Genomic DNA, 14,214 nt, shown 5'->3' on the forward strand with positions numbered 1-14,214 from the left:
TCCAACGATAGGAAGAATTTTAAACTTGACTATAAACGACTTTGAGATTCCTCCTAGCGTCGGAATGACAAAATGCCGTTTAACCATTATATGAAACAAACCCTCGCCACTTTATTCTTATCCTTCCTCACCACGCTCACTCTCGCGCAGGAAGCCCAGATTTGGGTGGCGCCGGATGGGTCGGATGCGAATGCGGGGACGAAAGAGAAGCCTGTGGCTAGTTTACAACTGGCGTTACGTAAGATTCGCGAACTACGTCGGTTAGCCGATCCGAGCGTTACGCAGGGAGCGCACATTTACCTACGTAACGGATTGTATGCGTTGAGTGAGCCCGTTTTTATTCGTCCGGAAGATTCCGGTACGTCCAACAGCCCAACGATTATTGAAGCGGCTCCGCATGAAAAGCCCATTTTAAGCGGTGGCTTATCCATCAAAGGCTGGAAAAAGGTCAACGGTAACGTAGCAGGTTTACCCAAAGAAGCCGTTGGGAAAGTCTGGATAGCGGATGCGCCCAAAGTCGGTGACCAGGTAATTGAGTTTCGGCAATTGTGGGTCAATGGCGAGAAAGCGACTCGTGTCAAAGACACGCCTTACCCATTGATGAACCGGATTTTATCGTGGAATAAACTGGAACAAACCTGCTGGATTCCGACACCAAAATTCGGTGATTTGTCGAAAGCCGCTGGCCTCGAAATGCTCATTCATCAGTGGTGGGCCATTGCCAATTTGCGTGTCAAACGAATTGATGTGCAGGGCGATAGTGCTAAACTTTGGTTCCATCAGCCCGAAAGTCGGATTCAATCCGAACATCCGTGGCCTGCGCCCTGGATTTCGAAAGAAACCGGTAACTCGGCGTTTTACTTAAGCAACGCCATTCAGTTCCTGAACCAACCCGGCGAGTGGTTTCTGGATACCAAAGCCGAAAAAATCTACTACATCCCTCGCCCGAACGAAAATCTGGCAACGGCACAGGTAATCGCGCCCTCGCTCGAAACGCTGGTACGTGTCGCCGGAACGATTGACCATGCTGTTTCCAATGTAACGTTCAGGGGAATTGCGTTTCAGCATACGGGCTGGCTTCGACCGTCGCAACAGGGGCACGTGCCGCATCAGGCGGGACTGTACATGCTGGATGCCTACAAGCTAAAAATTCCAGGAACACCTGACAAAAAGTCGTTGGAAAATCAGGCGTGGGTGGGTCGTCCGGCAGCAGGCGTTGAGGTGAACTTTGCCAATCATACGAGTTTCGAGAATTGCCAGTTTGAGCACATGGCGGCCACCGGACTGGATTACCACAAAGGTGTTCAGGACAATGTTATCCGGGGAAATCTGTTCCGCGACATTGGCGGGACGGGTATTCAGGCGGGTGTTTTTGCTGATGAAGCTACTGAAATTCACCTGCCTTACAATCCTACCGATGAACGGGAAGTGTGTAGCAATCTGCTCATTAACAACAACCTGATTACCAACGTAACGAACGAAGACTGGGGCAGCGTGGGCATTGGCGCGGGCTACGTCAGAGGGATCACCATCGAGCACAACGAGATCAGCAACGTATCGTACAGCGGCATCAGCATGGGGTGGGGCTGGACCCGTACCATCAACGCCATGCGGAACAATACCGTAGTAGCGAACAAAATTCATCACTTCGCCAAGCACATGTACGATGCCGCGGCCATTTACACCTTGTCGGCGCAACCCGGTTCGATCATCGCGGAGAATTACATTGATAGCGTTTACAAAGCGCCGTATGCGCACCTTCCGGCCCACTGGTTTTACCTGTACACCGACGAAGGTTCGTCGTATTTTACAATCAAAGACAACTGGGCACCGTCGGAGAAATACCTGCAAAATGCCAACGGCCCCAACAACGTATGGATGCACAACGGTCCGCAGGTGGCCGACAGCATCAGGACGAACGCGGGCATTCAGTCACCGTACCAACATCTGCTACGTGCCAAAACGCCTGCTGATCCGAAATGGGGCATCAACAAAGAAAATCCGGTCATCGTTGAGCTGGTTGCTAATGCAAACCAAGCCATTGATATACAGAAATTAAAAGCGGTTTTGGTTCGTACAAAGATCAATCCCGAATCGCTGTATCAATGGGGAAATCACTACGTCGTTTTCGATAAAGTGCAGGATGTATCCGTGCTTAGCGGGCGGTTGCAGGCCGCTTTTCCTGGCACGACGATCAGGACCTATTACGATCTTTTTTACGAGTTCAACCGCGATCGTTGCGGCAACAACACCAAAGCTAGCGAATGGGGTCACACGATTTTAACGGCCAATCTGGTTGCCGATCCCAAACTCCAGAACGAGTATCTGGACTACCACGCGACGCAGTATGAGAAATGGCCGGAAGTCGCCAACGGGTTTTGTAACGCCAATTTTCAGCAACTGCTTTTATTCAGAAACGGCCGACAACTGATGCTGGTCATCAGCGTTCCCAAAGGCGAAAGTTTAGACAAACTGAATCCCAAAACCACCGAAAACAATCCGCGCGTCGATGAGTGGAACGCCCGAATGAAGAACTATCAGGAAGGCATTTCCGGTACAAAACCGGGCGAGGTGTGGGTGGAGTTGAAGAGAACTCAGTAGATTTTTGTCATGCCATTCAATACGTGTTTCTGTCATCCCGACGCAGGAGGGATCTTCGGAAATAGCTAAAATAATATGTTGCCCGAAGATCCCTCCTGCGTCGGGATGACAGAAAAAATTGATAAAGACAAACCATGTTACGATTAGGCATTTTAGGATTGGGCGAGGGACGTAGTACAATGTCGGCGGCATTGTCGAGTCCGAATTATGAGCTGGTCAAGGTCTGCGACCAGAAGATTGAACTGTGCCAGCAACGGGCTAAGGAGTTTGACTTTCAGAGGTATACCACAAATTACCAGGACTTACTCGACGACCCAACGATTGACGTTGTCGCGATTTACACGCCGGACAAATTCCATGCGGAACATACCAAACAGGCGCTACTTCATGGCAAACACGTGGTCTGTACCAAACCGTTTATTGATGACTTGTCGAAGGCGAAAGAACTTATCGACATCAGTGAGAAAACCGGGAAAAAGGTGTTCGTGGGGCAGAGTTCCCGCTTTTTCGAGCCGATGAAAAAGCAACGTAGTGATTTTGAAAAAGGCCTGATCGGTGAGCTGATTACCATCGAAGGCTATTACCACGCTGACCATCGGTGGTTTCTGGACAAAGGGTGGTCGCTCGAAAACGCGTTCAAATGGTTATATGGTGGCCTCAGTCACCCGGTCGATTTCATTCGCTGGTATTTGCCAAATATTGAGGAGGTTATGGGCTACGGCATGCTCAGTTCAAACGGTTTAAAAGGTGGACTGAAAAATGCCGATACGATGCACTTCATTTTCAAAGCCACCGACGGACGTATCGCCCGCGTGAGTGGTGCCTACACCGGCCCCGTGCAGCCGGTCGTTCGAGACTCTGAAATGAGCTGCATTCTGCGCGGCACGGAAGGATGCAGTCAGGCCGATTACATGGATTTGCGCTATGCCATCACGACCAACACCGGCGAGGAGATTGTGCAGACCTGGGAACATAAACTGAAGCATTATTTCCGGTTCGAGGGCAAAAGTCACCATGCCGGTGAGTACCAGAACTACCTCGATTATTTCGCTACGTGCCTCGAATCTGGCCAAACAGCGCACCCAGATATTCGGGAAGGAATCGGTACGGTTGCCCTGCTTCAATCGATGGACAAATCCCTGCAAACCGGCCAGCCGGTGAAGGTGCAGGACGTGTTGAAAGCCCACGGTTTATGAAGTGATGTTGGGTTCTTCAACCCGACAGTGGGCGGTTTCTTAAAACCGCATGTAAATCAGACGGTCTTGAGAAACCGGATACGTCAGGTTTGAGATGGCACCGGCCACCCGGCCTGACATCACTGATAAAGCTTCTGCCTAACCCATGAATAACATCACCGACCGTTTAACCGCCTTAGATTATTTTATCGTCCTGGCGTATCTGATTATCCTGGCGGTGATTGGCTACAAAGCCAGTGTGCCGAAGAAAGACCAGCCCGACGAGACGCTGTTTCTGGCGAATAAGTCGCTAGGGTGGGCGAGTATTGGGTTCAACATGTGGGGCACCAACGTTGGACCGTCCATGCTGCTGGCGTTTGCGAGTATTGGCTATAGCACGGGGATCGTCGCTATCAATTTCGACTGGTACGCATTCGTCTTTCTGTTTCTGCTTGCTATCATTTTTGCGCCCAAATACCTGGCCGCCAACGTATCGACTATGCCCGAATTCATGGGGCAGCGGTATGGCGAATCCACTCAAACGATTCTGGCCTGGTACGCGCTCATCAAAATTCTGATTTCGTGGCTGTCGCTGGGCTTGTTTGCGGGCGGGTTTCTGGTACGTCAGATTCTGGGTATTCCGATGTGGCAGTCGGTGATTGTGTTGGTCCTGTTTGCTGGCTTATTCGCGTATACCGGCGGCCTGAAAGCCATTGCCCGCGTGAATGTGTTCCAGATGATTTTGCTGATTGGCGTATCGCTCACACTCACGATTCTCGGTATCAATAAAGTAGGTGGACTTGAAGCCGTTTTTCAGAAAGCACCCGCCGAATACTGGAGTCTGATCCACCCGGCCAGCGACGACAAATATCCCTGGCCCGCTATTTTACTGGGTTATCCCGTAGCAGCAGTAGCCTTTTTCTGTACTGACCAGTCGATGGTGCAATCGGTGCTGGGTGCCAAAAATCTCGAACAGGGCCAATTGGGCGTCAACTTTATTGGCTGGCTGAAAATCCTGTCACTGCCGCTGTTTATTCTGCCGGGGATTCTCTGTTTTATTCTCTTTCCGAACCTGAAAGACCCCGCCGAAGCCTACATGACGATGGTGACGAACCTGTTTCCCCCGGGGATGAATGGCTTAGTGATTGTTGTCCTGATTGCGGTGCTGGTCGGTACGATTGGCTCGTCGTTGAATTCGTTGAGTACGGTGTTCACGATGGATGTGTACGCCCGACAAATCAACCCGAATGCCAGCAACGCTCAATTGATAAAAGTGGGGCGGATGACGGTTGTAGTGGGTTGCCTGTTTGCTATTTTGATGGCGCTGGCGATTGATAGCATCAAAGGACTGAATCTGTTCGACGTATTCCAGTCGGTACTGGGGTTCATTGCCCCGCCCTTGTCGGTCGTTTTCCTGCTGACGGTCTTCTGGAAACGTACCACCCGAAAAGCCGTGAATACCGTATTATCACTGGGTTCGGCGTTTAGTCTAGGCGTGGGCATTGTGTATCTATGGGTTCTTCCGTCCGACAAATACAGCTTTTGGCCGCACTATCTTCTACTCTCTTTTGCCATTTTTACAGTGCTGTTGATCATGGCTATTTTGATTTCCCTGCTCGATAAAAATCCGTCGATTTATACACCCGTTACGTTGCGGTCAGACGCTATCAAACCAACCCGGCGCGTGTGGATTGCCTGGATTTCGCTGATTATTACAATGGTGGGATTGTACCTTGTCTTTCATTAGCGCTCGTTCGCTACGTCTATGAAAAAAACTACGCTCCTGACTCTCTACCTGTTAACTTTTAGTCTGTCACTACTTGCTCAGGCGCAATTTCCGGTACCGCCATCGCCGATTTTGTGGTATAAACAACCGGCTAATCAGTGGGTCGAAGCACTGCCCATTGGCAACGGTCGATTAGGCGGTATGGTGTTCGGGGGTATTCTGGAAGATCGCATTCAGTTCAATGAAGCAACCCTCTGGACAGGCGAACCACGTGAGTACCAGCGGGAAGGTGCAGCTCAGTATTTACCCCAGATTCGTCAATTGCTGGCCGATGGAAAACAGGCCGAAGCCGAGAAACTGGCGCAAGATCATTTCATGGGTAGGCAAAGCAACGAAAACGGCTATGCTCAGAAAAAAGAAGCCTGGTTTGCCAATGTTCGCAAGCTGAGTAACGTAGTGTCAAATCCCACGGCCGCTACGTTCAATGACCAGTCATGGAAAACGATGAACGTACCAACCGCTGATGGTTGGGAGAAGACTGGTCTGGAAGGACTCGATGGAGCCGTCTGGTTCCGCACTACGTTCGACTTGCCCGAAGCTTGGACAGGAAAGGACGTCGTGCTGGATTTGGGGCGCATTCGTGATCAGGATTTTACGTACCTAAATGGCGAACTGGTCGGTTCCGATGAAGGCATCGCCAAAAATCGACGTTATAAAATTCCGGCCGCGAAACTGAAAGCTGGCAAAAATCAACTAGCCATTCAGGTAATCAATCTGTTCGACAAAGGCGGTTTCATTGGCGTCAAAACCAATCAGCCAACGTTTGTTGTGTATCCGGAAGGCGGGCAACCTGCCGACGGTGTGCCGCTCAGTAAACCGTTCAAATACTGGATTCAGGACGATAATCCACCGCCCGCTCCCCGGTATCAGGCTGACTATCAACCGTTCGGTGATCTATGGATGCGCTTTAAGAATCAAGGATACGCCATCAATTACCGGTTCGAACTGGATCTCACAAAGGCCATCTCGCGCGTTACGTACACTGCAGAAGGCGTGCGGTTTACCCGTGAATACCTGGCCAGCGCACCCGACCAGGCGATTGCGGTTCACCTGACCGCCAGTCAGCCCGGTCAGATTAGCTTTGACGCAACGTTGAGCAGTATTCACCGAGGTAGCTCCGTTCGACAGATTGACAAGCAGACGATTGTGCTATCCGTTCAGGTACGTAACGGTGCCTTGAAAGGGGAAAGTCTATTGCATATTCAGACTCAGAAAGGGACGATAACCGTATCGAATGGGAAGCTCATTGTGTCGGGAGCCGATGAAGCGACGCTCTACCTGACGGCGGGGACTAATTTCAAAAACTATAAAGACGTTTCGGGCGACCCGGCCACAATGAGCCAGCGGCCTTTGCAGACGCTACGTACCAAACGCTTCGATGTGGTAAAAGCGGCTCATATCAAGGACTATCAGACCTATTTCAATACGTTGTCGCTTGACCTGGGCGCTTCGCCCAATGAAGGGCTACCCACCGATCAACGGCTCCAGCAATTCGAGAAATCGTATGACCCGTCATTGGCCGCTTTATACCTACAATATGGTCGGTATCTGCTGATTTCCAGCTCGCGACCGAGCCGCAACGGCCGGTTCGCCGATGCGAGACCGTCACAACCAGCCAATTTGCAGGGTATCTGGAATGATTTGCTCACTCCGCCCTGGGGCAGTAAATACACCACGAACATCAACCTGGAAATGAATTACTGGCCCGCCGAAATGCTAAATTTGTCGGCCTGCCAAGAGCCGATGTTTGCCGCCATTGACGAGATGGTCGAATCGGGTCGAAAAACGGCGAAAGCGCATTACAAGGCTCGTGGTTGGGTGCTGCATCATAACACCGACCTCTGGCGCGGCACGGCGCCCATCAACGCATCGAATCACGGCATCTGGGTGAGTGGGGGCGCGTGGGTGTCGCATCATTTGTGGGAGCATTATCGCTACGCGCAGGACCGGTTGTTTCTACAAAAACGAGCGTACCCAGTCATGAAAGAAGCCGCACAATTCTTTGTCGATTTTCTGGTCAAAGATCCGAAAATGGGTTGGCTCATCAGTACGCCCTCCAACTCGCCCGAACACGGTGGCTTGGTGGCTGGTCCGACAATGGATCACCAGATCATCCGTGATTTGTTCAAAAACTGCGTAGCAGCCAGTGAAATTTTGGGCACTGACGCTACGTTCCGAGATACGCTGAAAACGATGTATAGCCAGATTGCGCCGAATCAGATTGGCAAGCGCGGACAGTTGCAGGAGTGGTTGCAGGACGTTGATGATCCGAAAGACACACATCGGCACGTATCGCACCTCTGGGGCGTTCACCCCGGCACCGACATTACGTGGGACGAAACACCCGACCTGATGAAAGCCGCTCGTCAGTCGTTGCTGGAGCGGGGTGACGAAGGAACGGGTTGGAGCCTGGCCTGGAAAATCAACTTCTGGGCGCGCTTCCGAGATGGAAATCATGCCTACAACATGCTCAAGCTGTTATTTCGTCCTGCCATTTCGCCAGAAGGCACAACGGGGGGGGGCTCATATCCCAACCTGTTCGACGCCCATCCGCCGTTTCAGATTGACGGTAATTTTGGCGGAGCCAGTGGCATTGCTGAAATGCTGATACAGAGTCAGGGGAAAACGATTGATCTCTTACCTGCCTTGCCGGCTGCTATCCCGACGGGCTATATAAACGGCATTTGTACGCAGGGCGGTTTCGTGCTGAATATCCGCTGGCAGCAGGGGCACCTGATCGGGGTCGACGTTACGTCTAAAGCGGGGCAACCTTGTGTCCTTCGGTATGGTGAAAAGCAAATTCGTTTAACGACTGAACAAGGAAAAACGTATCGATTAGATGGGGAGTTGAAACTGTTGTAAAGATGTTCTTGTAAACAGGCCAACTCTCCATCCAGTCGCACAGTCAGTTGGTTATTAAATTTGCGAGAAAGCTGCAGGAATCAGGAACATGCGGGTGATGTTCGAAACGATTTTGGCATCCATAAATTCAGGTACAGAACTGATCTTTTTCCACTCTGGATCGCTTCCAAAGGTTTTCCAGTTCTGATCATGTTCTTCCATGTTGTCGAAGGTTAGCATGTACGTCAGGTTCGGGCGCATGGGACCGATGATCGTTTCGCCGAAAAATACCGGAGTTAGGCCAACTCGTTTGAAAATGGAAATTTCACCGCCCTGATTGAACATCTCGATTTTCTTTTTACCGGCCGTTTCATTGTGGCTTTCGTATCGGCGCAATTCAAAAATACGGGACTTTTTTTCGGGCGCTTCCAGCTTGGGCATGCCAACAAAAGCCTTCAATAACGAACTTTCAATACGTTCATAGGCCGGTGCGGTAGCCTCAGCGTTTAAATAGTCGGCGCCGGCTTGCTGATAAGCTTCATCCTTAGCCAGTTTATCGGACGTAGTAAAATAATCATCCAGTGAGTTAAACGGGATTACGGCCACCAGCTTGGTAAATCCCTGCGGGAGATATTCGCTAAATACGCCAATGTTTTTGCTGCCTAATCGATTGAGTGCCGGTATGTATGCGTTTTGCAAATAGGTCTCGACGGCTTTCCGTTGCCTGGCATTTTTTAAGCTGTAAATCCGCAATTCGTAAAACTCCGGGTTTGTATTTTGTTGAGTAATTGCAGCGGCTGTAGCCTGGCCTACTGGATGGATAAAGCTCGTCATGGCACTTGTGAGGAGGGATGCTTTTACAAATTTGCGTCTTTTCATCAGAGGTATTTTTGATAGGTATACTGTAAAACGAACTGTCTTGACGCTACCTATCTATCAAAGCGCAAAGATCATTCGTTCTATCTTATCTTTCTTAAGCTAATTCACGGAATGGCGATCTGAGCAGGGTTGACGTTACGTACATAGCCGAATAACTCGGTGTTCAACACGAGGGTACCCGTGCTAGAAGAGAATAAAAACTCTTGGTTGTCAGACGTTTGCTCACTAATTGTACACTGCTCTCAGTAAGCGTAGTGATTTTAATTAGTTGAAGTACAAGCCAACATTTACTAAACCTTAACAGCTATGTCTACATATGTCATTGAGCGCGAAATTCCCGGCGCTGGAAAGTTGACACCCGGAGAACCGAAAGGCGTTTCGCAAACATCCTGTGATGTCGTACGAATTGACAATCATCGGCAGACGATCAGCAGTCATCAATGGAAAGATAACCAGCGTGCACGCTTTTCGGGTAAACTTTAATATCTATTTCACTGACTGTCATTACAGCTTACAGGACGAGGTAACATAATTCATATATTTGAGAAGTATACTGTCCTTAAAATGAGTTATTCAGACCTTGATCTAACCAAAGATATTGAGCGAATAAAGCAGATCTCCATTATTCCCACTATCCTTGACGTAGTTTGCCAGACGACAGGCATGGGGTTTGCCGCTGTAGCCCGGGTAACTCAGGATCGATGGATTGCCTGTAGTGTGCGAGACGACATTCAATTCGGACTGGTACCGGGTGGGGAATTAACGATCGAATCAACCATCTGCAACGAAATTCGTGACTCACATCAGGCTGTCGTCATCGATCATGTCCAGGACAGCGAGGAATATTGTAATCATCATACGCCTAAAGAATATGGTTTTCAGAGCTATATCTCATTTCCTATTCTTCTGAAAAATGGCGAATTCTTTGGAACCCTCTGTGCCATTGATCCAAAACCTGCCCAACTCAATAATCCAACCGTAATCGGTATGTTCAGTTTATTTGCTGAACTGATTACTTTTCACCTGCAACAACTGGATTTGCTCGAACGTAGCCAGACGGAGCTCAATCAGTTGAACCACCAACTGTCGAATTCAAACGATGAGAATCGGCAGTATCGGCATATTACGTATCACAACCTCCAGGAGCCCCTTCGCAAACTAAGGCTCTTTAGCGGAATGCTAATTCAAGCCACGGAGAGCAGTGATATCGATAAAGCCAGAGAGCTGGCTGTAAAAATCGATACCAATGCGAAAAAGTTTTCCGTGCTGATTAAAGACTTGTCGGTCTATTCAGACTTAGCCGACTCAGACACGCTTGTCGATCGCCTGGATCTGAACCAATTGATCGCTGAAGTCTGCGTTCAGTTGGGGCCGCAAATCGAGGCCAGGGAGGCTACGATTCATGTTGCCGAGTTACCAGCGATTCAAGCCATACCGCTGCAACTGAAACAGCTTTTTTACCAGTTACTCCACAAAGCGCTTAAGTACTCTCGAAAAGACGTAGTGACAGTTGTCACGATTTCCAGCCGGGAGCTGGCTTCGACCGAATCGCCTGGTCCGTTACCGACTGGAGATCACATTCGCTACGTTGACATTCGTATCGCTGATAATGGTATCGGCATTGAGCAATCGCAACTGGAAAAGATTTTTGATGTGTTTGCCAAACTGCCTACCGACAAGGCTCTGGAAGGCGAGGGAATTGGGCTGGCTTATTGCCGCAAAATTGTGCGTAATCATGGGGGGCTTATCAAGGCCGAATCTGAAGTTGGCAAAGGAACGACCTTGTCTATTATTTTACCGATTGCCCGAAAACTAAACAGTTACACGATCGATAAGTTAGCTGGTCTGTAAGCACTGATCATTGATACGTATGGCGTTTATTATTTCTGGTTTTTTTTGCCTGTTCGATTACTAATGGCGGTTTATAATAACCTGAATTATAACTAGTTATATCGATTCAGTAATGCCGGTAGTCATTATGTGCAGACATCCTCGGGTTAGCATACCTACGGCATACAAGTGATAATCAGCTTTTGCTTTCTACAACCATTCGATGGCAGCGGCCAACCAGTCCTTATAAGGTCAGATTGTTCATGACGCACGTTTCCAGTGACCTCGCAAACTGGCTGATTTTGCCGTTTTTTTTGGGTACATTCACCCGTAAGTACCAACCGAAATCGAGTAAAAAGAATGTCGCAATACACCCTTTTATTGGCGTTTTTACACCCGTTCTACATCGATTGAGCGTGGTAAATTTGTTCTGTTAGTCAGCTAAACAACAAAGACAACATGACACAACTTACTTCTGTAAACGTAAAGCCTAAAGCCATGAAAAAGACAAAAATCACGTACTGGGTATTAACGGGTCTGTTTGCATTCATCATGCTGGGTTCAGCCATTCCCGATATTCTGGTCGTGCCTATGGCCGTACAAGGGTTTAAAGAGATGGGGATGCCAGTCTATCTGATTCCATTTCTGGGCTGGGCTAAACTGCTGGGGGTTATTGCCATTCTGGTTCCGGGTTTTCCGCGCATCAAGGAGTGGGCCTATGCTGGTTTGTTCTTTGATCTACTGGGTGCTACGTATTCCGTCGCGAATAGCGGTAAAACTGTCGGCGATTGGTCGCCAATGCTGGTTTTTATCGCGTTGGGTGTTGGTTCGTATGTATTCTATCATAAAAAACAGAAAGCAACCGCAATAGGTAAGCTAAACGTAATACAGGGCGATCTCCAACAACGCGGAAACGTTCAACCCTCGTTTAGTTGAGTTGTGGAGGTATCTAAATAAGTTAGCCCGTGTCCTGTTGAGGACACGGGCTTTTTAGTTGTATCAAGTTGACGTTGCTCAGTTGCAGAATTACTTACTCCACTACTTCCTGTTCGACTAACCACTGCTTCACTTCAGTAAGCATCCGTGCTGCTGATAGACTGGTCGCTTCGACCTCACTCTGGAGACGTTGCAGACTGGAACTTACCGCGCCCGACAGGTTCAGGAAAACGCTGTATTCGTTAACATGCTGAGGACCAGTGGGAAGATCACTAGCGGAAAAAAAGTCGACCAATTCCTGGTATTCGCTACGTAGTGGCATACCACAAAAATAAGGATTTACAAGGATAGTCACTTGCCGATAGCGGCATTTAACGAGCAAAAAACGGTCTCGTAAAAGCCCTGTGAAAAGTAAGTTTCTCGTAACTAGCCCGTTACAATAACTTGATTGGTTGGCCCTACGGAGAGCGCAATTTCATCCTCAAATTCAACGATGTCTACCTGCGGACGATCTTTATCCTTAAAATGCTCCTGGTAACGTTTGACGGCTTCCCCTTTGCTGACCCCTTGGTTTTGCCTACATTCACAGCAGAATCAGTACGTTCATTACGGCCAATATTTTCAGGATGCATAATGGAAATAAAATGAAGTACGAAAAAATACCTCCGCCAGCTCATCTTGACCGGTACGTTCAATACTTCTGGACCTACGAAAGTGAGGGTATGGCTGGTCCGCCGAAAACGTTTCGACCGATCACCGACGGATGTCCGGGTATTATCGTTCAGCTATCCGAAAGAGATCCGCTTTTCGATCAGAATAAAAAACAATTGCCCACCTTATGTTTGTACGGACAGACCATTAAGCACCGCGAGATTCAGGCGCGTGATCAATTCCGGGTTATTGGGGCCTGTTTCTCGCCCGTTGGATTAAAGTCCATTTTCGGACTCAATGCCGATGAACTAACCGATACGTGTGCTGCTCTGAATGGATTACCGGGGCAGCAGGCGCTTTTTCTTTCAGAACAATTGGCGGGCACGGACTCCATTCGCTACCGAATCGAGTTGTTGTCGGCTTATGTATCGGCGCAGATCCGGGAAAACAAATTTCAGCTGGATAACGTAACAGACTATGCTTTATCGCAGCTGATTAAGTCGGAAGGAACGATTCCGCTGAAGGAGTTGCAGGATGAGTTGAACGTATCGGAGCGGCACCTCGAACGAAAGTTTAAGGAAGGGGTTGGGATTTCGCCTAAATTATTTTCGAGAATCTGTCGATTTCAGGCCTCCTTTCAGCAGTTAAAGACCAACAAGTACGATAAGCTTTCAGACATAGCTTTTGAAAACGGGTATGCCGATCAATCGCATTTTATCCGGGTTTTTAAAGAGTTTGCCGGTTTTCCGCCGAACCGGTATGGTAAGCAATCTGCTGAAATTGTGGAGAATTTAGCCGAATGGTATTAATTGCCGTTGTCGGTTTTGTTCTATTTTAACGCGGGCAGTCGCTCTAGTTTTGCTTAAAAAACAAAACATATGAAGCTGCTCATTTTTGGATCAACCGGTAGTATAGGGCGTCAGCTTGTCGAACAGGCGCTTGCTCAAGGACATACGGTAACGGCTTTTACGCGCAGGCTAACCGTCCCTGAATTCTCCAGTCATCCTGGTCTTATCCTGTTTCAGGGCGATGTTCTGGATTTTACGTCGGTGAAAGAAGCCGTTAAGGACCAGGATGTTGTGTTGTGTGCGCTTGGCGCTGGTCGGAAGGGAGGCACCCGCTCAGAAGGCACTCAGAATATTATCCGGGCAATGAAAGCCGTGGGCACGAAGCGTTTTATCTGCCAAACTACCTTAGGCGTTGGCGACAGTGAAGGAAATCTGAACGTCTTCTGGAAATACATCATGTTTGGCTTGTTGTTGAAACAGGCCTTTGTCGATCACGAAATTCAGGAAAAGTACATCCAGCAAAGTTCGTTAGACTGGATCATCGTTCGTCCGGCGGCTTTTACGGATGGCGAGCGCACAGGTACGTATCGGCATGGCTTTGACGGATCGGCCGAAGGGTTGACGCTCAAAATTTCCCGTGCCGACGTTGCCGATTTTATGCTCAAACAGTTGACCGACGATACGTATCTGCACAAGACCCCCGGTTTATCCTACTGAAAAAACGCGA

The 14,214-nt window shown here is 49.0% G+C and carries 11 protein-coding genes; 9 read left to right on the forward strand and 2 right to left on the reverse strand.

The window, feature by feature from the left end; translation table 11 throughout:
- Positions 1 to 90: 90 nt before the first annotated feature.
- The 4 genes from IC230_RS14680 (at position 91) to IC230_RS14695 (ending at position 8,424) form a co-directional block, all read left to right on the forward strand.
- Entirely contained in the window at positions 91 to 2,601 is a 2,511-nt protein-coding gene (locus IC230_RS14680) for an L-rhamnose mutarotase (RefSeq protein WP_191039796.1), read from the forward strand.
- A gap of 134 nt (positions 2,602 to 2,735) precedes the next feature.
- On the forward strand, positions 2,736 to 3,797 hold the full coding sequence (locus tag IC230_RS14685) for a Gfo/Idh/MocA family protein (protein ID WP_191039797.1): 1,062 nt from the start codon (positions 2,736 to 2,738) through the stop codon (positions 3,795 to 3,797).
- Between the two features lie 145 nt (positions 3,798 to 3,942).
- Complete coding sequence (locus tag IC230_RS14690) at positions 3,943 to 5,523, forward strand: sodium:solute symporter family transporter (protein ID WP_191039798.1); 1,581 nt, start codon at positions 3,943 to 3,945, stop codon at positions 5,521 to 5,523.
- Positions 5,524 to 5,541: 18 nt separating this feature from the next.
- Positions 5,542 to 8,424, forward strand: a complete 2,883-nt coding sequence (locus IC230_RS14695; protein ID WP_191039799.1) for a glycoside hydrolase family 95 protein — start codon at positions 5,542 to 5,544, stop codon at positions 8,422 to 8,424.
- 54 nt (positions 8,425 to 8,478) lie between these two features.
- Here IC230_RS14695 and IC230_RS14700 read toward each other — a convergent pair whose 3' ends face one another.
- Positions 8,479 to 9,282 carry an NIPSNAP family protein gene (locus IC230_RS14700; RefSeq protein ID WP_191039800.1) on the reverse strand — a complete coding sequence of 268 codons (804 nt, stop codon included), beginning with the start codon at positions 9,280 to 9,282 and terminating at the stop codon, positions 8,479 to 8,481.
- Positions 9,283 to 9,588: 306 nt separating this feature from the next.
- Here IC230_RS14700 and IC230_RS34010 point away from each other — a divergent pair, with 306 nt between their 5' ends.
- From IC230_RS34010 to IC230_RS14715, 3 genes are all read left to right on the forward strand, one after another.
- A complete protein-coding gene (locus IC230_RS34010) occupies positions 9,589 to 9,765 on the forward strand; it encodes a hypothetical protein (protein ID WP_223860661.1) in 177 nt (58 codons plus the stop codon).
- Between the two features lie 81 nt (positions 9,766 to 9,846).
- Positions 9,847 to 11,133 carry a GAF domain-containing sensor histidine kinase gene (locus IC230_RS14710; protein ID WP_191039801.1) on the forward strand — a complete coding sequence of 429 codons (1,287 nt, stop codon included), beginning with the start codon at positions 9,847 to 9,849 and terminating at the stop codon, positions 11,131 to 11,133.
- 438 nt (positions 11,134 to 11,571) lie between these two features.
- Entirely contained in the window at positions 11,572 to 12,048 is a 477-nt protein-coding gene (locus tag IC230_RS14715; RefSeq protein WP_223860662.1) for a DoxX family protein, read from the forward strand.
- A gap of 94 nt (positions 12,049 to 12,142) precedes the next feature.
- Here the strand turns inward: IC230_RS14715 and IC230_RS14720 are convergent, their stop codons facing one another.
- Positions 12,143 to 12,403, reverse strand: coding sequence for a DUF6965 family protein (locus IC230_RS14720; RefSeq protein ID WP_191039802.1), 261 nt, complete (start codon positions 12,401 to 12,403; stop codon positions 12,143 to 12,145).
- Between the two features lie 289 nt (positions 12,404 to 12,692).
- Between IC230_RS14720 and IC230_RS14725 the strand changes: the two genes are divergently transcribed.
- Both IC230_RS14725 and IC230_RS14730 read left to right on the forward strand, forming a co-directional pair.
- Positions 12,693 to 13,508: a helix-turn-helix domain-containing protein gene (locus tag IC230_RS14725; RefSeq protein ID WP_191039803.1), complete on the forward strand. Its 816-nt coding sequence runs from the start codon at positions 12,693 to 12,695 to the stop codon at positions 13,506 to 13,508.
- Positions 13,509 to 13,577: 69 nt separating this feature from the next.
- Positions 13,578 to 14,204: an NAD(P)-dependent oxidoreductase gene (locus IC230_RS14730; RefSeq protein WP_191039804.1), complete on the forward strand. Its 627-nt coding sequence runs from the start codon at positions 13,578 to 13,580 to the stop codon at positions 14,202 to 14,204.
- Positions 14,205 to 14,214 lie beyond the last annotated feature (10 nt).

It is taken from the genome of Spirosoma validum (assembly GCF_014699035.1).
In the GTDB taxonomy this organism is placed as follows: domain Bacteria; phylum Bacteroidota; class Bacteroidia; order Cytophagales; family Spirosomataceae; genus Spirosoma; species Spirosoma validum.

Coding starts and splice junctions, on each gene's coding strand:
- IC230_RS14680 (WP_191039796.1), top strand. CDS start 91: ATGAAACAAACCCTCGCCACTTTATTCTTATCCTTCCTCACCACGCTC.
- IC230_RS14685 (WP_191039797.1), top strand. CDS start 2,736: ATGTTACGATTAGGCATTTTAGGATTGGGCGAGGGACGTAGTACAATG.
- IC230_RS14690 (WP_191039798.1), top strand. CDS start 3,943: ATGAATAACATCACCGACCGTTTAACCGCCTTAGATTATTTTATCGTC.
- IC230_RS14695 (WP_191039799.1), top strand. CDS start 5,542: ATGAAAAAAACTACGCTCCTGACTCTCTACCTGTTAACTTTTAGTCTG.
- IC230_RS14700 (WP_191039800.1), bottom strand. CDS start 9,282: ATGAAAAGACGCAAATTTGTAAAAGCATCCCTCCTCACAAGTGCCATG.
- IC230_RS34010 (WP_223860661.1), top strand. CDS start 9,589: ATGTCTACATATGTCATTGAGCGCGAAATTCCCGGCGCTGGAAAGTTG.
- IC230_RS14710 (WP_191039801.1), top strand. CDS start 9,847: ATGAGTTATTCAGACCTTGATCTAACCAAAGATATTGAGCGAATAAAG.
- IC230_RS14715 (WP_223860662.1), top strand. CDS start 11,572: ATGACACAACTTACTTCTGTAAACGTAAAGCCTAAAGCCATGAAAAAG.
- IC230_RS14725 (WP_191039803.1), top strand. CDS start 12,693: ATGAAGTACGAAAAAATACCTCCGCCAGCTCATCTTGACCGGTACGTT.
- IC230_RS14730 (WP_191039804.1), top strand. CDS start 13,578: ATGAAGCTGCTCATTTTTGGATCAACCGGTAGTATAGGGCGTCAGCTT.